The 18,846-nt window shown below is 69.7% G+C and carries 19 protein-coding genes; 4 read left to right on the forward strand and 15 right to left on the reverse strand.

Translation table 11 applies throughout. The features are described 5' to 3' along the window. Positions 1–6: 6 nt before the first annotated feature. Genes PJ250_RS16265 through ptsP form a run of 3 tightly spaced genes read right to left on the reverse strand, consistent with a single transcriptional unit; the run spans position 7 to position 5,213 of the window. The gene (locus PJ250_RS16265) at positions 7–1,719 is read right to left on the reverse strand and encodes a PTS fructose transporter subunit IIC (protein ID WP_271645625.1); all 1,713 of its coding nucleotides are present in this window, start codon (positions 1,717–1,719) and stop codon (positions 7–9) included. 42 nt (positions 1,720–1,761) lie between these two features. Then, positions 1,762–2,709, reverse strand: coding sequence for a 1-phosphofructokinase (pfkB, locus tag PJ250_RS16270; protein ID WP_271645627.1), 948 nt, complete (start codon positions 2,707–2,709; stop codon positions 1,762–1,764). Continuing rightward, positions 2,706–5,213, reverse strand: coding sequence for a phosphoenolpyruvate--protein phosphotransferase (ptsP, locus tag PJ250_RS16275; RefSeq protein WP_271645629.1), 2,508 nt, complete (start codon positions 5,211–5,213; stop codon positions 2,706–2,708). The genes pfkB and ptsP overlap by 4 nt, the downstream gene beginning before the upstream one ends. A gap of 155 nt (positions 5,214–5,368) precedes the next feature. Between ptsP and PJ250_RS16280 the strand changes: the two genes are divergently transcribed. Further along, positions 5,369–6,355: a LacI family DNA-binding transcriptional regulator gene (locus tag PJ250_RS16280; protein WP_271645631.1), complete on the forward strand. Its 987-nt coding sequence runs from the start codon at positions 5,369–5,371 to the stop codon at positions 6,353–6,355. 16 nt (positions 6,356–6,371) lie between these two features. Here PJ250_RS16280 and PJ250_RS16285 read toward each other — a convergent pair whose 3' ends face one another. The 12 genes from PJ250_RS16285 to asnS all read right to left on the reverse strand — a co-directional run bounded on the left by PJ250_RS16285 (position 6,372) and on the right by asnS (position 17,358). Then, positions 6,372–7,736 (reverse strand): FAD-dependent oxidoreductase, encoded by a 1,365-nt coding sequence (locus PJ250_RS16285; protein WP_271645633.1) that lies wholly within the window; start codon positions 7,734–7,736, stop codon positions 6,372–6,374. 31 nt (positions 7,737–7,767) lie between these two features. Further along, the gene (gene kynU / locus PJ250_RS16290) at positions 7,768–9,042 is read right to left on the reverse strand and encodes a kynureninase (protein ID WP_271645634.1); all 1,275 of its coding nucleotides are present in this window, start codon (positions 9,040–9,042) and stop codon (positions 7,768–7,770) included. A gap of 96 nt (positions 9,043–9,138) precedes the next feature. Continuing rightward, on the reverse strand, positions 9,139–11,259 hold the full coding sequence (locus PJ250_RS16295) for an FUSC family protein (protein WP_271645635.1): 2,121 nt from the start codon (positions 11,257–11,259) through the stop codon (positions 9,139–9,141). Positions 11,260–11,271: 12 nt separating this feature from the next. Continuing rightward, positions 11,272–11,802 carry a 3-hydroxyanthranilate 3,4-dioxygenase gene (locus PJ250_RS16300; RefSeq protein WP_271645637.1) on the reverse strand — a complete coding sequence of 177 codons (531 nt, stop codon included), beginning with the start codon at positions 11,800–11,802 and terminating at the stop codon, positions 11,272–11,274. 35 nt (positions 11,803–11,837) lie between these two features. Then, positions 11,838–12,503 (reverse strand): carbonate dehydratase, encoded by a 666-nt coding sequence (can, locus tag PJ250_RS16305; protein ID WP_271645638.1) that lies wholly within the window; start codon positions 12,501–12,503, stop codon positions 11,838–11,840. A 124-nt stretch (positions 12,504–12,627) separates the two neighbouring features. Beyond that, positions 12,628–13,440 carry an endonuclease VIII gene (gene nei, locus PJ250_RS16310; protein ID WP_271645639.1) on the reverse strand — a complete coding sequence of 271 codons (813 nt, stop codon included), beginning with the start codon at positions 13,438–13,440 and terminating at the stop codon, positions 12,628–12,630. A gap of 60 nt (positions 13,441–13,500) precedes the next feature. Continuing rightward, positions 13,501–14,289 (reverse strand): SDR family oxidoreductase, encoded by a 789-nt coding sequence (locus PJ250_RS16315; protein WP_271645640.1) that lies wholly within the window; start codon positions 14,287–14,289, stop codon positions 13,501–13,503. Between the two features lie 151 nt (positions 14,290–14,440). Further along, on the reverse strand, positions 14,441–15,070 hold the full coding sequence (locus PJ250_RS16320; protein ID WP_271645642.1) for an FMN-binding negative transcriptional regulator: 630 nt from the start codon (positions 15,068–15,070) through the stop codon (positions 14,441–14,443). A gap of 11 nt (positions 15,071–15,081) precedes the next feature. Continuing rightward, positions 15,082–15,390 (reverse strand): hypothetical protein, encoded by a 309-nt coding sequence (locus PJ250_RS16325; protein ID WP_271645643.1) that lies wholly within the window; start codon positions 15,388–15,390, stop codon positions 15,082–15,084. Then, complete coding sequence (locus PJ250_RS16330; protein ID WP_271645644.1) at positions 15,387–15,692, reverse strand: hypothetical protein; 306 nt, start codon at positions 15,690–15,692, stop codon at positions 15,387–15,389. Before PJ250_RS16330 ends, PJ250_RS16325 begins: the two co-directional genes overlap by 4 nt. Then, entirely contained in the window at positions 15,689–15,955 is a 267-nt protein-coding gene (locus PJ250_RS16335; RefSeq protein WP_271645645.1) for a hypothetical protein, read from the reverse strand. Before PJ250_RS16335 ends, PJ250_RS16330 begins: the two co-directional genes overlap by 4 nt. A gap of 2 nt (positions 15,956–15,957) precedes the next feature. Further along, positions 15,958–17,358 carry an asparagine--tRNA ligase gene (gene asnS, locus PJ250_RS16340; protein ID WP_271645646.1) on the reverse strand — a complete coding sequence of 467 codons (1,401 nt, stop codon included), beginning with the start codon at positions 17,356–17,358 and terminating at the stop codon, positions 15,958–15,960. A gap of 151 nt (positions 17,359–17,509) precedes the next feature. Between asnS and PJ250_RS16345 the strand changes: the two genes are divergently transcribed. The 3 genes from PJ250_RS16345 (at position 17,510) to rpsR (ending at position 18,837) form a co-directional block, all read left to right on the forward strand. Further along, complete coding sequence (locus tag PJ250_RS16345) at positions 17,510–17,848, forward strand: HesB/IscA family protein (protein ID WP_271645647.1); 339 nt, start codon at positions 17,510–17,512, stop codon at positions 17,846–17,848. Positions 17,849–18,154: 306 nt separating this feature from the next. Next, on the forward strand, positions 18,155–18,595 hold the full coding sequence (gene rpsF / locus PJ250_RS16350; RefSeq protein ID WP_271645648.1) for a 30S ribosomal protein S6: 441 nt from the start codon (positions 18,155–18,157) through the stop codon (positions 18,593–18,595). An 11-nt stretch (positions 18,596–18,606) separates the two neighbouring features. Next, on the forward strand, positions 18,607–18,837 hold the full coding sequence (rpsR, locus tag PJ250_RS16355) for a 30S ribosomal protein S18 (RefSeq protein ID WP_093137332.1): 231 nt from the start codon (positions 18,607–18,609) through the stop codon (positions 18,835–18,837). Positions 18,838–18,846: the final 9 nt, after the last annotated feature.

The raw sequence follows: 18,846 nt of genomic DNA on the forward strand, positions 1-18,846 counted from the left end.
GGGGCGTCAGCCCTTGGCCGTGATCGGTTTCTTGAACAGGCCCAGGGCCAGGGCGGTGAGGACCACGCCAATGACCAGGGCCAGCAGGTAGATGCCCAGGTGCGTCACCGCGTTCGGGATCGGCAGCACGAACACGCCGCCATGGGGCACCTTGAGTTCGGCGCCGGCGGCCATCGAGATCGCGCCGGCCACGGCCGAGCCCAGCACCAGCGCGGGGATGGTGCGCAGCGGGTCGCGTGCAGCGTAGGGGATGGCGCCTTCGGTGACGAAGGCCAGGCCGAGGACACCGGCCGCGCCGGCGGTGCCGCGCTCCTCGGCGGTGAAGCGGCTGCGGAACAGCCAGGTCGCCAGCGCGATGCCCAGCGGCGGGGTCATGCCGCCGATCATGGTCGCCGCCATCGGCGTGTAGACCTGGCTGGAGATCAGCGCGGTCGAGAACGCGTAGGAGGCCTTGTTGACCGGTCCGCCCATGTCCACGGCCATCATGCCGCCCAGCAGCAGGCCGAGCACGATCGCACTGGTGCCCTGCATGCCGCGCAGCCACTCGGTCAGCCAGGCCAGCAGGTGCGCCACCGGGGTGCCGATCACGTACATCATCAGCAGGCCGACCAGCAGCGTGCCCAGCACGGGCAGGATCAGGACCGGCTTGAGCCCCTGCAGGCTGCGCGGCAGGCGCAGCACGCGGTTGATCCAGGCCACGCCGTAGCCCGCCACGAAGCCGGCCAGGATGCCGCCGATGAAGCCGGCGCCCATGTTCGCCGCGACCACGCCGCCGATCATGCCTGGCGCGATGCCGGGCCGGTCGGCGATGGAGTAGGCGATGTAGCCGGCCAGGGCCGGCACCATCAGCAGGAAGCCGCCCTTGGCACCGATCTGCAGCAGGCTCCAGGCCAGCGTGCCGCGATGCGCATCGTCGCCGGCGTAGATGCCGCCGATGGCAAAGGCCAGGGCGATCAGCAGGCCGCCGGCGGTCACGAAGGGCAGCATGAACGACACGCCGGTCATCAGGTGCTTGTACGGGCCGGCCGTCTTGGTCTTCTCGCTCGGTGCGGCCTGGTCGGCGCCGCCGGCCTGCACGCTGGCCTCGGCCAGCGCCTTGCGGATCAGGGCTTGGCCATCGTTGATCGCCGGCTTGGTGCCGCTCTTGAACACCCGCTTGCCACCGAAACGCGACAGCTCCACCTCGCGGTCGGCGGCGATCAGAACCAGATCGGCCTGGGCGATCTCCGCCGCGCTGAGCGTGTCCTGCGCGCCGACCGAGCCCTGGGTCTCCACGCGCAGGTGGTGGCCCAGCGCCGCGGCGGCCTGTTGCAGACCCTCGGCGGCCATGAAGGTGTGCGCGATGCCGGTCGGGCAGGAGGTGATGGCGACGATGTGCTTGCCGTCGCGCTGGGCGGCTGGCGAGGTCGCCGTCGTCGTCGTGCCGATCCAGCCGGCCAGGACGCCCTCGGGATCGTCCAGCACCGCGTCCAGGCTGACCTGGGTGATCGCGGCCTGGTCGAAGCGCGCGGGCGCGCCATCGCCATCCCCGACCAGCAGCACGGCGCTGGCCTCCTTGCACTGACCGGCCTGTAGGGCACCGGTGATGCCCTGGTCGCTGCGGATCTCGATGGCCGGTTCAGGACCGCGTTGACGCGCCGCCCGGCGCAGGGCCTCGGCGGCGAGGACCGCCTCGGTGCTGCGCGCGCCGGCCGCGATGACCACGATGGAAGCTTGCATGCGAGAACTCCTGGAAATCTGGGGTGTGCCGTCTGCCCGATGTCAGGCGACGCGTTCGATCTGGACCTCGCCGGCCCAGGCACGGACCTGGGCCGGGTCGAGCCGGCGGGCATCGCCGCTGTGCAGGCGGCTCATGGAAAAGGCCGTGGCCAGCCGCGCGCAGCCGGCCAGGTCGAAGGACGGCTCCAGCAGCGCGGCGGCGATGCCGGCCACCATCGCATCGCCCGCGCCGACGGTGCTGCCGTCGGCCAGGCGCGGCGGCCGGGCGAGCAGGGCACCGCTGCGGTCGAGGAACAGCGCGCCGTCGCTGCCCATCGAGACGGCGACCAGCGACACGCCGCGCGCCAGCAGGGCGCGGCCGGCGTCCAGCACTGCGTCGCGGTCGGCCAAGGTCCGGCCGGTCCAGGCTTCCAGTTCGTGGCGGTTGGGTTTGACCGCGAACGGCACCGTGTCGCCTTCCAGCGCGGCCACCAGGGCGGGCCCGCTGCTGTCCAGCAGCACGCGTGCACCGGCGGCCTGGACCTGGGCCAGCAGCAGCGCCCAGGCGGTGGGCGGCAGGCCGGCGGGCAGGCTGCCGGACAGGACCACCGGCATCTGCGGCCGTAACAGCGTCGCCAGACGCTGGGCGACCGCGTCGAGCACGCCTTCATCCAGGCACAGGCCGGGCAGGTTGATGTCGGTGGTGCGGCCGTCGCGTTCGACCAGTTTGACGTTGGTGCGGGTCTGCCCCGGCACGCGCAGGCAGGCATCGGCGATTCCGCGCAGCTCGAACAGACCGCGGAACACGGCCTCGTTGTCCACCCCGATCACGCCGAGCGCCGTTGTCGGGACACCCCAGTCGGCCAGGCAGGCGGCCACGTTGATGCCCTTGCCGCCGGCGTCTTCGCGGCTGCGTCCGGCGCGGTGTACATGGCCGGGTTCCAGCGTGGTCAGACGCACGGTCTGGTCGATCGCCGGATTCAGGGTGACGGTCAGCACGCGCGCGCTCATGCGCCGGCTCCGTCGAGGGCGCGCACCTGGGTGGCGTCGGCGCAGGCCAGGGCCTGCTGTGCCAGCGCCGTCAGGTCGGCCCGCGCCGCGGCGCGCAGGCGTGCCTTGACCGCGGGGATGTCGTTGGGCGTCATCGACAGTTCGTCCACGCCCAGGCCGGCCAGCAGGCAGGCGCCGAACGGATCGCCCGCCAGGCCGCCACACACGCCGACCCAGCGCCCGTGCGCGCGGGCGCCTTGGACCGTGCTGTGAATGGCGCGCAGCACGGCCGGATGCAGGCTGTCGGCCTCGGCGGCCAGTTCCGGATTCTGGCGGTCGATCGCCAGCACGTACTGGGTTAGGTCGTTAGTGCCGATGGAGAAGAAGTCGGCGTGCTGGGCCAGCATGTCGGCCCGGGCGGCGGCGGCGGGCACCTCGATCATGATGCCGATCGGCACCGGCGGGGCGTCCAGCTCGCCGCGCAGCCGCTCGCAGATCTCGCGCAGGGCGACCAGTTCGGGCACCGAGGTGATCATCGGGAACATGATCGACAGGCGCGCGCCTTGGCTCGCGGCGCGATACAGCGCGCGCAGCTGCGGTTCGAGCAGGTCCGGGCGGCGCAGCAGCAGGCGCGCGCCGCGCACGCCCAGGAACGGGTTTTCCTCGTGCGGCAGCTCCAGGTGCGCCACCTGCTTGTCGCCGCCGATGTCCAGCGCGCGCACGATCAGCGGGCGTCCGTCCAGCGCGGCCGCCATCGCCAGGTAGGTCTGCAACTGTTCCTCCTCGTCAGGCGTACTGCTGCGCTCCAGGAACAGGAACTCGGTGCGCATCAGGCCCACGCCCTCGGCGCCCTGTTCCAGCGCCAGCGGCACCTGGTCGGGCAGGTTGACGTTGGCGCCGATGTCGATGCGATGGCCGTCGGTGGTCTGCGCCGGCTGCGCCCGCTGCTGGGCTTCGCGTGTGCGCACCTGCTGTTGTTCGTCGATCCAGGCGCGCGCGGCGGCCAGGTCGTTGGCCGAAGGCGACAGATACAGGCGCCCGCTGTTGCCGTCGAGGATAGCCTCGGTGCCCGATGCCACGGCCAGCAGGTCGGCGCCGCCGGCCACCAGCGCCGGCACGCCGAGCGTGCGCGAGAGGATGGCGGTGTGCGAGGTGGGGCCGCCCTGTGCCGTGGCCAGGCCGAGCACACGCTGCGGATCCAGGTTGGCCGTGTCCGAGGGCGACAGGTCGGCGGCCAGCAGGATGCAGGGATGCTCGGGCAGCTCGGCCAGCCCGCCACCGGCGGCGCTGGGATCGAGCTGGGCCAGCACGCGCCGGCCAACATCGCGCAGGTCCGCGGCGCGTCCGGCCAGCACGGGGTTGCCCAGCGCCGCCAGGCCCGAGGCGGTCTGTTCGATCGCCTGGTGCCAGGACCAGGCCACGCCATGGCCTTCGACCATCAACTGGCAGGCGCGGGTGATCAGGTCAGTGTCGTCCAGCAGCGCGCCCTGCGCCTTGAAGATCGCCGCGTCCGCCGCGCCGAGGCGACGCTGGGTGTCGTCCTCCAGCGCCCGCAGCTGCTGGCGGGTGCGGCTGAGGGCCTCATGCAGCTGGGCACCGCCTTCGCCCAGCGGCGTGGGCCGGTCGGCCACCCCGGTCTGTGCGCTGGCCAGCACATGCACCGGCGCGATCGCCAGGCCCGGGCTGGCGCCGATGCCGACCACCGCCGCCTGCGCCTCGGGCGGCGTCCAGCCGTTGACCGGCGCGGCACGGCGCTGGGCGGCGCGTTCGGCATCGGCCTTTTCCTGCAGGATCAGCCCGTCCATCGCCTTGCGCAGCGCGGCCAGGGCGGCCTGCGCGTCCTGGCCCTCGGCCGAGACCACGATCTCATCGCCCTGGTGCAGGCCCAGCTGCAGCAGCGCCACCAGGCTCTTGGCATCGGCCGCCTGATCGCCGGCGCGCACCTGCAGGCGGGCCACGAAGCGGCGCGCGGCCTCGGCCCAGCGCGTGGCGGGGCGTGCATGCAACCCGTTGGGATAGGCAATGGTCCAGTCGAAGCGGTGTTCCAGGTCGGCGACTGGCGCGGCGGGCTGGCTGGCGGTGTCGCCGGAGAGCGCGGCGACGATCTGCTCCGCCTCGGCGGTGGTGAACAGGCGCTGCAGCGTCGCCTCGTCCTGGATCAGGCGCGTGAGCCGGCGCAGCAAGGTGATGTGGGTGTCGGACTGGGCGGCGATGCCGACCACCAGGTGGGTGACCTGGCCCGGATTCCATTCCACGCCCTGCGGCAGCTGCAGCACGGCGATGCCGTCGCGACGCACCAGATGACGGTCCTCGCCCAGGCCGTGCGGGATGGCCACGCCATGCCCCAGGAAGGTGTTGGCCAGTTCTTCGCGGCGGGACATGCTGGCCTGGTAGCCGTCGGCCACGCAGCCGCCGGCGGTGAGCAGTTGGGCCACCTGGGCGATGGCGTCGGCCTTGTCCCGCGCGCGGGCATCCAGGCGGATGAGCTCCAGCGCGACCGGAGCAGGGGAGGATTGTGGCGGCACGAGGAACTCCGAACAGATCGCTGGGATGCAATTGGGAACGTTCCCAATCAAAATTTCAATGTGCAGTGCACAAAAGCCCTGGGAGCGAGGCGCGATAAGCTTTTGCTGAGGCCAAGATGGCCGATATTGGCAACTTAACCAGGGAAACGATCCCAGTGAGCATCAGCATCAACGACGTGGCCCGGGTGGCGGGCGTCTCCAAGTCCACGGTGTCGCGCGTGATCGGCGGTGGCGCCGTCAGTGCCGAGGTCCGCGCACGGGTGGAGGCGGCCATCGCCCAGACCGGCTACCGGCTCAACCTGCAGGCCCGGCGCCTGCGCTCGCGCCACAGCGGCATCGTCGGGGTGATCGTGGCGGATATCCGCAATCCCTTCTTCACCGCCCTGATCCGCGCGGTGGAAGCGGTGGCCTATCAGCAGGGCCTGCGGGTCATGCTGTGCAACACCGACGAGGACCCCTCGCGCGAGGCGCTGTACCTGCAGATGATGCAGGAGGAGCGCATCAGTGGTCTGATCTTCGCGCCCACCCGCACCACCGTCGGCCGGCTCGATCGCATGCAGTGGGACTATCCCACCGTCCTGGTCGATCGCGCGCCGGCCGGCGGACGGCACGACAGCGTGGTGATCGACAACGTCGCGGCCATGACCGAGCTGGTCGCGCACCTGCTGGCGCAGGGCTATCGCCGCATCGGCGGCCTGTTCGGCAGCACCAGCACCACCGCGACCGAACGCCGCGACGGCTATCTGGCCGCCATGCAGGCGCACGGCCTGGCGCCGGACTACCGGGAGATCGAGCCCACTGCCGAGGCGGCGATCGCCACGGTCGGCCAGTGGCTGGCGCAGGACCAGCCGCCGCGGGCGCTGGTGGCCAGCAACAACCTGCTGCTGATGGGCGCGCTGAAGGCCGCCCGCGCCGCGGAGTTGTCCATTCCCGGCCAGCTGGCCCTGGCCGGCTTCGACAACGAGCGCTGGACCGAACTGGTCGAACCTGGCATTAGCGTGGTCGAACAACCCGTCGAAGACATGGGCCGGGCGGCCATGTCGCTGCTGCTGGAGCGGATGAAGTCGCCGGAGATGCCGGTGCGCCGGCTGGTGATGACCGCGCGCTGCGTGCTGCGCGGCTCGACCCGCGCACCGGCCTGAGCCGGCGCCAGGCGGTTCAGGCGATGTCGGTCAGCACGCTCAGGCGCGCATGCACCTGGGCGTCCAGCCAGTCCCAGTTCACCTGGGCCAGCTCGGTCTTGCCCGCGGTGGCCTCGATGAGCAGGGCGCGCTGGATCTGGGTCCGCGAGAACGCCAGCGCATAGGGAATGCGCATGAAGGTGACCATCGTGTAGTGCGGCACAAAGCGGCCCGGGTGGCGTTGCTGCAGCGCCTGTTCGAGCTGGCGCTGCAGCAGAAAGTCCGCGTCGTCCACGCGGTCGCGCATCTCGACGTAGTTCTCCAGCGCCATGGCCTGGATCGCCTCGGCGTTGGGCCTGCGCTCGGCTTCGAACGCGGCGAAGGCGCGGGCCAGGTCCTCGTGCGCGTCGAGCTGGTCGGCCAGCGCCACGCAGTCCTCGAACGCGCAGTTCATGCCCTGTCCGTGGAAGGGCACCATCGCGTGCGCGGCATCGCCCAGCAGCACCGCGCGCTCGCCCAGGCGCCAGCGATCCAGGTAGAGCGTGCCCAGCAGGCCCGGCGGATGGTGCTCCCAGTCGCGGACCAGGTTGGGGATCAGCGGAAGCGCGTCGGCGAAATCGCGTGCGAACAGCGCCCGTGCCTCGGCGCCGCTACGCACGGTCGCAAAACTGGTCGCACCCTCGTTGGGCAGGAACAGGGTGACGGTGAAGGTGCCTTCGTCATTGGGCAGCGCGATGCACATGTAGTCGCCGCGCGGCCAGATGTGCAGGGCATGGGGCTCGATGCGGAAGGCGCCCTCGGCGGCCGGCGGGATCTCCAGTTCCTTGTAGGAGTGATCGAGGAATTCGCTGCGCTCACCCAGCGGCGCGACGCGGCCCATGGCCGCGCGCAGCGCCGAGCCGGCGCCATCGGCCCCGATCAGGGTCTGGAAGCGGATGTCGTGCGGCGAATCGTCGCGGTCGTCGATGAAGCGCGCATACCCGGCCGGGAAGTCGACCGTATGCAGCCGGCGATAGAAGTGCACCTGCGCCCCGGCGGCCTCGGCCAGGTCCAGCAGGGCGATGTTGAGGTCGGCACGGTGGATCGACCAGATCACCTCGCTGTCGTCGCGCCCGTAGCGCTGCAGCTGCTCGCCCCCGTCCGCGAAGTGCACCATGCGCCCGCGCATCATCACCGCGCGCGCCATCACCGCCTCCTCGGCCCCGGCCTGGCGCAGGGCATGGCGCCCGCGTTCGGCGAGTGCCAGATTGATCGAACGGCCGGATTCGTAACCCTTGACGCGCGGATCGCCGCGACGTTCGTAGACGGTGACCTGCCAGCCGCGACGCGACAGCAGGATGGCCAACAGACTGCCGGCCAGGCCGGAGCCGATGAGGGTGATGCAGCGTTTTGGGTGGTTCAAGGCAAGGCCTGGTCGGTGGTCGAGCGCGGGGTCAGAAGCCCGCCCAGCTCTCCACTTCTTCCACGAAGCGGTAGACGTCCTTGAACGAGTTGTACAAGGGTACCGGCGAAATGCGGATCACGTCCGGTTCGCGCCAGTCGCCCAGTACGCCGACCGACACCAGGTAGTCGAACAGCTCTCTGCCGCGCTCGCGCCCGCCGGCCACGCGCAGCGACAGTTGACAGCCGCGACGCTCCGGTTCGGCAGGGGTGATGATCTCCAGCGTGTCCAGCAGGCGCGCCTCGATCAGTTCCTCCAGAAAGCCGGTCATCTTCTCCGACTTGGCGCGCAGGGCCGGCATGCCGCCGGCCTTGTCCACCAGTTCCAGTGAGGCCAGCAGCGGAGCCAACGCCAGCACCGGTGGATTGCTCAGCTGCCAGCCCTCGGCGCCGGGCGTGGGGGTGAACTCGGGCGCCATCAGGAAGCGGGTTTCCTTCTCGTGCCCCCACCAGCCGGCAAAGCGGGGCCGATCGGTGTGCGCGTGGCGCTGGTGCACGAAGGCGCCGGCCACCGCGCCGGGGCCGGCGTTGAGGTACTTGTAGTGGCACCACACCGCAAAATCCGCGTCGTCGTCGTGCAGGGTCAGCGGCAGGTTGCCGACCGCATGGGCCAGATCGAAGCCGGCCACCGCGCCAGCGGCGTGCGCCAGGCGGGCGATCTGGCCCAGGTCGAAGGCCTGGCCGGTGCGGTACTGCACGCCCGGCCACAGCACCAGCGCCAGGCGATGGCCGTGTTCGGCGATCGCCTGTTCGATGGCGGCCATGGAAATAGTGCCTTCCCCTTCATCCGGCTCCAGCTCGATCAGGTCGGTGGTCGGATCGAAGCCATGGAAGCGGATCTGCGACTCCACCGCGTGGCGGTCGGAGGGAAACGCGCCGGCTTCGATCAGGATCGCCGGCCGCTCGCGCGTGGGCCGGTAGAAGCTGACCATCATGAAGTGCAGGTTGGCGGTGAGCGTGTTCATGGCGACCACTTCACCGGGCAGCGCGCCGACCACGCGCGCCAGCGGGTCGCGGACCTGCTCGTGATAGGTCATCCACTGCGCCTGGCCGCGGAAGTGGCCTTCCACCGCTTCGTGCGCCCACTTGTCCAGCACCTGTTCGATCGCCTTGCGCGCGCCGCGCGGCTGCAGCCCCAGTGAGTTGCCGCAGAAATACGCCTGTTCGACGTTCTTGTGCCGGGGCAGCAGGAATTCGGCACGCAGCGCACGGAGCGGATCGGCGGCGTCCAAGGCGATGGCGTGAGTGCGGTGCAGGGTGTCGGTCATGGGTGAAGTGGTCGAAGTCACTGGAACATCGTCGCGCGCGACGGAGTGAGGCATCACGCACGAACCGTGCCATGGATGCTTCAAGCGCCGGGAAGTCTAGCCAGGTCCCGCGTTAGCGGCCGTGTCGGTGATCCGGTTTGGGACGTGCGTACCGCTGCGACGGAGCAGGTGGGTCAGGGTATCGAGGCTGTCGGCGATGCGGTCGGCGGCGTCGAGCAGCGCCGGCGTTGCGTCGTGGTCTTGCGGCAGCGCATGGGCCAGGCGCCGCTCGAACGGCCGCAGGGCGGGGATTTCCGAGAATTTCCCGGTCAGGCGCAGGTAGCGGCTCTGGGCGCCGAGCGCCTGGTCGACCGCGTCGGCATAGGCCTGGAGCTCGGGCAGGGCCGGCAGCGGCACGCCTTCGCGCAGTTGGGCTTCGAGGGTGAGCGGGGCGCGCATCAGGCGCGTGGCATTGGCCAGGAGGGACTCGGCCAGCTGGGCCTCGTCGCGGTTGCCGCCGCGGCGCGGTTCGGCCTTGAGCCGGTCGATGGACGCCTGCACGTTGGTGCGCGCCGCGCGTGCGGCGCTGCGAGTGTCGTCCAGGACGTCCACGCGCCCGGCCAGCAGCGCGGTCAGGTGACGCTGGTCGGCCTCCAGCAACGTGGCGAGCGCGGCGCGGCCGCGGCGGCCCTCCCAGGTTGGCCACAGCGCATAGCTGATCATCGCCAGCGCGCTGCCGATCAGGGTGGCGACCACGCGTGCACTGAGCGCATCGCCGGGCGCGTAGCCTTCGAAGGAGAGCAACATCACGACCATGCCGGTCAGCAATGCCACGCCCAGTCCATAGTTGACCTGCGCGGTCAGCCGGAAGCCAAAGCACAGCGCCCACAACAGCAGCAGCCGCACGAGGGTGCCGTCCATCGCGAAATGGATCAGCGCGGTGCCGATCAGCAGTCCGGCCAAGGTACCGGTCACGCGCGCCGCGCCGAAGCTCAGCGTGCCGCCGAAGTCCGGCTTGAGCACGATGGCGGTGGTCATGGGAATCCACACCCCGTGCGGCAGCTGCAGGGTGCGTTCCAGCAGCAGCGCCACGACCAGGCTGGTGCCACAGCGCAGGGCGTGGCGGAAGGCCACCGATGACAGGGTGAGGTTGGCGCGCAGCGTGATCCACGGCGAATTGGGGCGCAGGGCCGGTGGCAGGCGCGCCTCGGCCCGCTGGGCGTTGATCTGGCCCTGACTGCTGGCCCAGTAGCTGTTGCGCACCAGGGCGCGCAACTGGCCGGCCAGCCCCGCGACACGGCCGGCGGCCAGGCGCAGCAGGCGCGGGTCCCGCGTTCCCTGCGCGGTCTGCCGCGCCGCCTCCAGCGGCGGGGTGAAGTCCTGCAACTTGGCGACCTCGGCTTCGGCCCGCAGCGGCGCCGCGGCCTCGCGCATGGCGGCGGACAGGTGATCCAGGACCAGGGCGGCCTGCTTGAGCAGGCCTTCGATCGCCTCGCGGGCCGCGCCGCTCTCCAGGCGCGCATGCACATCGGCCAGGGCCAGCAGGTCCACCCGGACACGTTCGCAGATCTCGGCCATGATCCGGAACGACTGCAGGGCCACGCCGCGGGTGTGGTGCTGTCCATGCAGCAGCACCAGCGTGTCCTGCGCGGCCTGCAGGGTCGGCGAGGGCTGGCTGGCATCGGGCCGGGTGCGCGCGGTGATCGCCAGCTGCTCGAGGATGGTGGCCACGGCAAAGCGTTCGGGCCGGTAGCGCTGCAGCGGCCAGGCGGCCACCGCCATCACCATCTGCAGCAGGCCGCCGGCGAACACCAGCATGGCCACGCCCGGCGCCTGTGCCGGCGCCAGTCCCATGCTGGCGCAGATCATCAGCAGGATCATGCTGGCCAGTCCGTTGCGCGCGGCCAGCGGACCCAGCGAGACCACCAGTCCGCCCCCGAATCCAAATGCGAACACGGCCGGGACCAGCACCGCGGTGTGCCCGCCGATCAGGATGCCCAGGCCGGCCGCCAGCCCGGCGATCGCGGCGCTGAGCAGCATCCGCCGCATGCGCAATCGGTAGGCACCCGGCTGGTCGGCGAACATGGTCTGCAGCGCGCCGATGGCCACACCCAGGCCGATGGCCGGCTGCCCCAGCCATACGGCCAGGGCGAGCGGAGCGAACACCGCGAAGGAGTTGCGCAGTGCGACCCGGACCGGGACGTCACGCGGCTTGAAGCGGAGCAGGGTGCGCAGCACGGACGACGATGCTCAGGTGTCGGGCATCACGTAGCGATCCGGGGCTGGATGGAGATGCCCGCAGGCCTGGCAGGTCCGGTGCGCCAGCGAGGCGTAGAAGCGGTCGAACACCGGCGGGAAGTCGGTCTCGATGTTCCGCAGCGGGAAGTACTCCTCGTACAGCTTGTGGTTGCAGCGCTCGCAGAACCACAGCAGGCCGTCCTGCTCGTGCGGCAGGCGGCGACGTTCGACCACCAGCCCGACCGAGCCTTCCATGCGCTGCGGCGAATGCGGCACGCGCGGGGGCAGCAGGAAGATTTCGCCGGCGTTGATCGGGATGTCGCGTGCGGCGCCGTCCTCCTGGATCCGCAGGACCATCTGCCCTTCGAGCTGGTAGAACCACTCCGGCCCTTCGTCGTAGTGGTAATCGGTGCGGCGGTTGGGCCCGCCCACCACCATCACGATGAAGTCACCGGCGTAGATCACCTTGTTGCCCACCGGCGGCTTGAGCAGGTGGCGGTGTTCCTCGATCCAGGCCTGCAGGTTGAGCGGGGCGGGCAGCATAGCGGGGCTCTCCAGTCGACGTGCGACGGCAGCGACTACGCGTCGCGCTCGCCGGTGACCGGCATCTGCGCCAAGGCGCGCTCGTAGGCGGGCCGGAGATCCTCGGGGCCGGCCACATCCATGCCCAGTTCGCGCACGCGGCCATCGGACAGGGCATAGCACCAACCGTGCACGGCCACCTGCTGGCCGCGCGCCCAGGCGTCCTGCAGGATCGTGGTGTGGCACAGGTTGGCGACCTGTTCGATCACGTTGAGCTCGCACAGGCGCGCATGGCGCAGGGCCTCGGTTTCCACCCGTTCCAGCCGCGCGGCGTGCTTGCCCGCCACATCGCCCACATGCCGCAGCCAGTTGTCCACCAGCCCCAGGCGCATGCCGGTCATGCTGGCATGCACGCCGCCGCAGCCGTAGTGGCCGACGATGAGGATGTGCTCGACCTTGAGGACATCCACCGAGAACTGCACCGCCGACAGGCAGTTGAGGTCGCTGTGCACGACCACGTTGGCGACGTTGCGGTGCACGAACACCTCGCCCGGATCCAATCCCAGGATCTGGTTGGCCGGCACGCGCGAGTCGGAGCAGCCGATCCACAGATAGCGTGGCGATTGTTGCTTGGACAGGCGTTCGAAGAAGCCCGGATCGTCCTGGCGGACCTTATCGGCCCAGTCCAGGTTGTTGCGCAGCAGGTCGTTGAGGTTGCTCATGGCACGGATTATCGCAGAAGCTTTCGATCAGGCGGCGTGGAGGTGTGCTGCTTGATGGATCGGGCGCTTCGCTGCACCGCCGCGGCCGTGATGAAGCTTCCAGGCAGCGCCCCGCACATACACGCTAGTGCTGGCAATGCGCGCAGTCGTATAGCCGCCGGCCGGCCAGTTCGCGGCGGCGGATGCGCCTGCCGCACTCCGGGCACGGCTCGCCGGCGCGGTCGAACACCTTGAAGGCAAAGCCATCGGGCGTATCGGTGATGTATTCGGCACGCATGCCCGCCGTCTTGCGGATGCCGCGGCTCCGGTAGCTGCGGCGGGGGACCTCCAGCAGCGCGCTTGCCAGCAGTTTGCGCTCGTCCTGGCTCAGGCTGGCCGCATCGCGGGTTGGGGCGATGCCGGCTTCGAACAACACTTCCGAGCGCAGGTAGTTGCCCATCCCGGCCAGGAACGCCTGGTCCAGCAGCAATGCGGCCAGCGACATGCGCGCGAACCGGGACTCATGCAGGCGCCGGGCGACCTGCGCGGCGGTCAGGCGCTTGTCCAGCACGTCCGGCCCCAGCTTGGACAGAAACGGGTGGGATGCCAGTTCCGCGTCCTGCCACAGGGCCACGTCCGAGGCCGAATACAGCAGGATCGCGGTCTTCTCGGTCTCCAGCGCCACGCGCAGGCTGCGGTTGGTCTCGGGCCGCTCGCCGGCCTGCGCGATCATCCACACCCCGTAGAGCTGGTTGTGGCTGTAGAGCGTCAGCCCGTTGTCGAAGCGGGTGAGCATGGCCTTGCCATGGGTGTCGATGGCGGTGATGCGCGCGCCGACCAACTCGCGCTGGCGCGGCTTGAGCGAAGGCGCATGGAACCAAGCACTTTCCAGCGGCTGGCCGCCGACGGCCTTGAACAGGCGATCGGCGGCGCGTCGGATTTCGGGACCTTCAGGCATGGGCGCGATTGCAGCACGGGCCGCGTCCGTGGCGGATGACGATCCGCCTTCAGGAAGACATCAGATCGACTGCAAGCGCCCGCCGTCGACCGCCAGGCTGACGCCGGTGATGTAGCCCGCCGCCGGGCTGGCGAGGAAGGCGATGGCCGCGGCAATGTCGGCCGCCTCGCCGATGCGGCGCACCGGCACGCTGGCGGCGATGCCCTCGATCACCTGTTCGGCGCTCTGGCCGCTGGCGGCCACGCGGTCGGACACGATGTGGTCCATGCGCGCGGTGCGGGTGAAACCGGGCAACACGTTGTTGACGGTGATGCCGTCGGGGCCAAGTTCACGCGAAAGGGTCTTGGCCCAGCCGGCCACCGAGGCGCGAACGGTGTTGGACACGCCCAGGTTGGGAATGGGCTCGTAGACCGAGGTGGACACCACGTTGACCACGCGGCCCCAGCCGGCCGCGCGCATGCCCGGCAGCACGGCCTGCACGCGGGCGTGATTGGCCAGGGTGTGGTGGCGGAAGGCGGTGAGGTAGGCATCCAGGTCGGCGTCGATGGCCTTGCCGCCCGGCGGGCCGCCGCCGTTGTTGACCAGGATGTGCACCGGCTGGCGGGCGGCCAGGGCGGCAATGTCGGCCGACAGCGCCTCGGTCTTGCCATCGTCGCCGACCAGATAGCCGTGGACCTGTCCTTCAGCCTGGACCGGCAGTTCGGCCACGACCTGCTGCAGAGCGGCTTCGCGTCGAGCGAGCACGGTGACGCTGCAGCCCAGCAGCGCCAGTTCGATCGCGGCAGCCTTGCCGATGCCATCGGAGGCGCCGCACACCAGGGCGTGCTTGCCGGAAAGATTCAAGTCCATCGCAATACCTCGTATTTGGATCGCTGGGTCGTACTGTGCCGCCGCGCAGGTGACGGCGTCGAGTTCGGTCGGGTGGGAGCCGGCATGGCGGCGATGAGGCGTTATCGGCGAAGCCCCAATCGCCGCCATGGCGGCGCCCGCGGCGGGTCTGTCAGTCCGCTGCGTCAATCAAGCCGCGCATCAGTGTCGCAAGCGCGTGCGCCTCGGGGTCCGCACGTGCGGACAGGTCATCGACCACCGCCTGCTGGTTGGCGAGCGGGTGGTTCTGGCTGAGCTTGAACTTCAGCACGGGCAGGGTGACCTGCAGGCGAAACCCCACGATCCCGCGCAGCTGGCGCGCGTGATCCTCGCGTTCGGGATCGAAGCGCCAGTCGCGTCCGACCAGACTTTCGAAGTGCTCGCTCAGGCGCTGGACCAGCGGCCCCAGCGAAGCGGCATCATCGAAGCGCTCCAGCGCGCCGTGCAGGTGGGCGACCGCGTAATTCCAGGTCGGCACGCGGCCGGCCGCCTCCTTGTCCGGATAGACCGAAGGCGAAACGTAGGCGTGCGGGCCGTGGACGATGGCCAGCGCCGGCCCGGTGTGGGCGGCCTGCGGGTTGGGACGTGCCCAGTGGCCTTCGAGCAGGATCGCCTCACCCGAGCGCCGGTAGAGCACCGGCAGGTGACTGACCTGCGGGCTGCCGTCGGCGCCGGTGGTGACCAGGGTGATGAACGGATCGCGCGCGACCAGAGCGTCCAGCCGCGTCAGGTCGTCTTCGGCAAAAGCCCGCGGCAGGTACACCGTGGTGGCGCTCAGGCGCGACCGCCCAGCGACTGCACCATCAGCGGGCGCAGGGCGGCCTCGTCCTCGGCGAAGGGGGGCACGACCTCGTGCAGGGAGAAGCCGCGTCGCAGCGCATCTTCCTCGTCCAGGCCGTCGTAGGAGACGAACTCGGCATCGAACAGCGCGGCGCGGGCGCTGTCCTCGCTGTCGTAGGCCAGGGTGTTGCCATCGCTGTCCAGGACCTCGGCGGTGCCGGCGTCCTTGATACGCAGACGGGCCCAGATCAGGGTGCGGCCCAGGCTGGCCAGCCACCATTGGGTGTGGGGGGAGTCGCTCATTTGAAGACCTCGTAGGCCAGCCACAGCGCTCCTGCCATGCCCAGGCCGAAAATGATCACACCCGCGGAAATCCGTGCCGGCGTGGCCAGGCCGCTGAGGGATGCATCGCGCGCCTGGCGATAGTCGCCCCGGATCAGCCAGGCCAGGGCCGCGGGCTTCATGAAAGCTCCCGGTCCCAGGCGCGCGCCGATGTCTGGATGGCGGTCGCGCACGTGCACCAGGGTCAGCGGCCAGAAAATCACGAACGCACAGAACCCGGCGATGGCGGTGGCCACGAACAGCAGGGCGAAGAACAGGATCATCCCAGTGCCATCCGCACCAGCGAGGGCGCCGCCGCCGAGCCCACCGCCAGGGTCGCGGCCAGGATCAGGGGAACCCGCAAACCGCGCAGCGCGGCGCGGACCTGGGGATCATGCTTGGTCGCCTGCGCGTCCAGGCCCTGCTCCTGCTTGTGCACCAGCAGCTTCTGCAGGCGCAGGCTGCGCACGATGCCGATCACCCCCGCGGCAAAGGCACCCACGCCCAGGACGATGATGATCCACTGCGTGACCAGCTCAGGATGCATGCTCAGTACTCAGCGTTGCCCGGCGCGCGCGGGTAGGGGATGGCATCGCGGATGTTGCTCAGCCCGCAGACGTAGACCACCAGGCGCTCGAAGCCCAGGCCGAAGCCGGCATGCGGCACCGAGCCGTAGCGGCGGAAGTCGCGATACCAGCCGTAGTGCGAGGCATCCAGGCCGAACTGCGCCATGCGCGCATCCAACACGTCCAGGCGCTCTTCGCGCTGGCTGCCGCCGATGATCTCGCCGATGCCCGGGGCGAGCACGTCCATCGCCGCGACGGTCTTGCCGTCGTCGTTCAGGCGCATGTAGAAGGCCTTGATGTGCTCGGGGTAGTTGGTTACCACCACCGGGCGGCCGACGTGCTCCTCGGTCAGCCAGCGCTCGTGCTCGGTCTGCAGGTCCAGGCCCCATTCGACCGGGAAGTCGAACTTCTTGCCGGATTTCTGCAGCAGGCCGATCGCATCGGTGTAGTCGATGCGCTCGAACGGTGCGTTGATGAACGCCTCCAGCTTGGTGATCGCGGTCTTGTCCACGCGCTCGGCGATGAAGGCCAGGTCGTCGGCGCGCTCGTCGAGCACCGCCTTGAACAGGTACTTGAGGAACTCCTCGGCCAGGCGCGCGTCCTCGGCCAGGTCGGCAAAGGCGATCTCCGGCTCGATCATCCAGAACTCGGCCAGATGCCGGGTGGTGTTGGAGTTCTCCGCGCGGAAGGTCGGGCCGAAGGTGTAGACCTTGCTCAGCGCCAGGCAGTAGGCCTCGACGTTGAGCTGGCCGGAGACCGTCAGGAAAGTTTCCTTGCCGAAGAAGTCGCGCGAGAAATCCACCTCGCCCTTGGCGTTGCGCGGCAGGTTGACCATGTCCAGGGTGGAGACGCGGAACATCTGCCCGGCGCCCTCCGCATCGGAGGTGGTGATGATCGGGGTGGAGATCCAGTTGAATCCGTTCTGGTGGAAGAACCGGTGTACCGCCTGGGACAGGCAGTTGCGGATGCGGGTCACCGCGCCGAACAGGTTGGTACGCGGGCGCAGGTGCGCGACCTCGCGCAGGAACTCCAGCGAATGCGCCTTGGGCTGGATCGGGTAGGTCTCCGGGTCCTCGACCCAGCCGACCACTTCGACCGATTCGGCCTGGATCTCGAAACTCTGGCCCTGGCCCTGCGAGGCCACCAGGGTGCCGGTGGCGATCACCGCGCAGCCGGCGGTCAGATGCTTCACCTCCGACTCGTAGTTGGGCAGGGTGTTGGGGGCCACCACCTGGATCGGGGCGAAGCACGAGCCGTCGCTCACATTGACGAAGGACAGCCCCGCCTTGGAGTCGCGCCGCGTGCGCACCCAGCCACGGACCGTCACCTCGCCGCCGGCCGGGAGCTTGCCCGCCAGCGCATGTTCGACGCTTACCACCGTCATATCGTTGATTCCTGGCCCTGCCGGCCCGATGTAGGGGAGCGCGCAAGTCTACCGGTTGGCTGCGCGGGCGGCACGCCTGTTCAGCCGCCAGACGCGACGCTGTACTCGGTGCGCGCCTTATACTGACCCGGTGTCACTTGGAGGTTCGGTCATGTCCATCACGCTTACCCCGATCGCCCACCAGCGCGTGCAGCGGTTCGTCCAGACCACGCCCGGCGCGCTGGGGCTGCGTTTCGGCGTGACCCGCACCGGCTGCTCGGGCTGGGGTCATGTAACCGAGCTGGCCCGTGAAGCCCGTCCCGGCGACACGGTGTTCGAGCAGGACGGCGTGCGCATTTACGTCGACGCCGACAGTTTGGCCCTGGTCGATGGCACCACCATCGATTTCGGCAAGCGTGGGCTGGGCGAGGAATTTCTGTTCGCCAATCCCAATGCCACCGCCGAGTGCGGCTGCGGCGAGAGCTTCACGACCCAGGCCGACGCGGCCTGAGGCCGGGTAGGAGCGCGGGGGTCGCCACGCCCCCGTAGAGCGGACCTCGGTCCGCTGCTTTCCGCACCCCGTAGAAGCGGACCTTTGTCCGCTTTCCTTACAGAAGGGCTGATGCGAAAGCTCCAGCGGACCAAGGTCCGATCTACGGCCGGTGGCGGGGCGATTGCACGCAACTCCTTGACCTGACATAATTTCCTGCTCCCTGCGGCCGTCTACGGTTCGCGGGGCTCTTGCTCCACCGCATCCAGCGGGGGGCTGTCCGGTCGGTTCCGGTGGAATCGGCCTTCATCCGAAAGGGAACAACACATGCGTTTTTACGAGATCGTGTTCCTGGTCCACCCGGACCAGAGCGAGCAGGTGCCGGCCATGGTCGAGCGCTACAAGGGCATCATCGAGAACGGCAACGGCAAGATCGTGCGCCTGGAAGACTGGGGCCGCCGCCAGTTGGCCTACCCGATCCAGAATCTGGTCAAGGCCCACTACGTGCTGATGAACGTCGAAGTCGACCAGGCCACTCTGGCCGAGCTGACCGAGACCTTCCGCTTCAACGACGCCATCCTGCGTCACCTGATCATGAAGCGCGACGGCGACGTGGCCGACACCGAGATGTCGATCATCATGAAGAGCAAGGACGAGAAGAACGACAAGCCCGAGCGTGGCGAGCGTCGCCGTCGTGATGACGACAGCAACGACAGCAGCAACGAGTCCGGCAAGTCCGACGACGCCGACTCCTCCGAAGCCGCCTAAGGAACCCTGACATGTCCAAGTTCTTCCGTCGCCGCAAGTTCTGCAAGTTCACGGCCGAAGGTGTCAAGGAGATCGACTACAAGGATCTCAACACCCTGCGCCAGTACCTGACCGAGACCGGCAAGATCGTGCCGAGCCGCGTGACCGGCACCAAGGCGCGTTACCAGCGCCAGCTGCAGACCGCGGTCAAGCGCGCCCGCTTCCTGGCCCTGATCCCGTACACCGACAACCACGACGTCTGATCCGAGTCT

Source organism: Pseudoxanthomonas sp. JBR18 (assembly GCF_028198165.1).
Lineage (GTDB): Bacteria > Pseudomonadota > Gammaproteobacteria > Xanthomonadales > Xanthomonadaceae > Pseudoxanthomonas_A.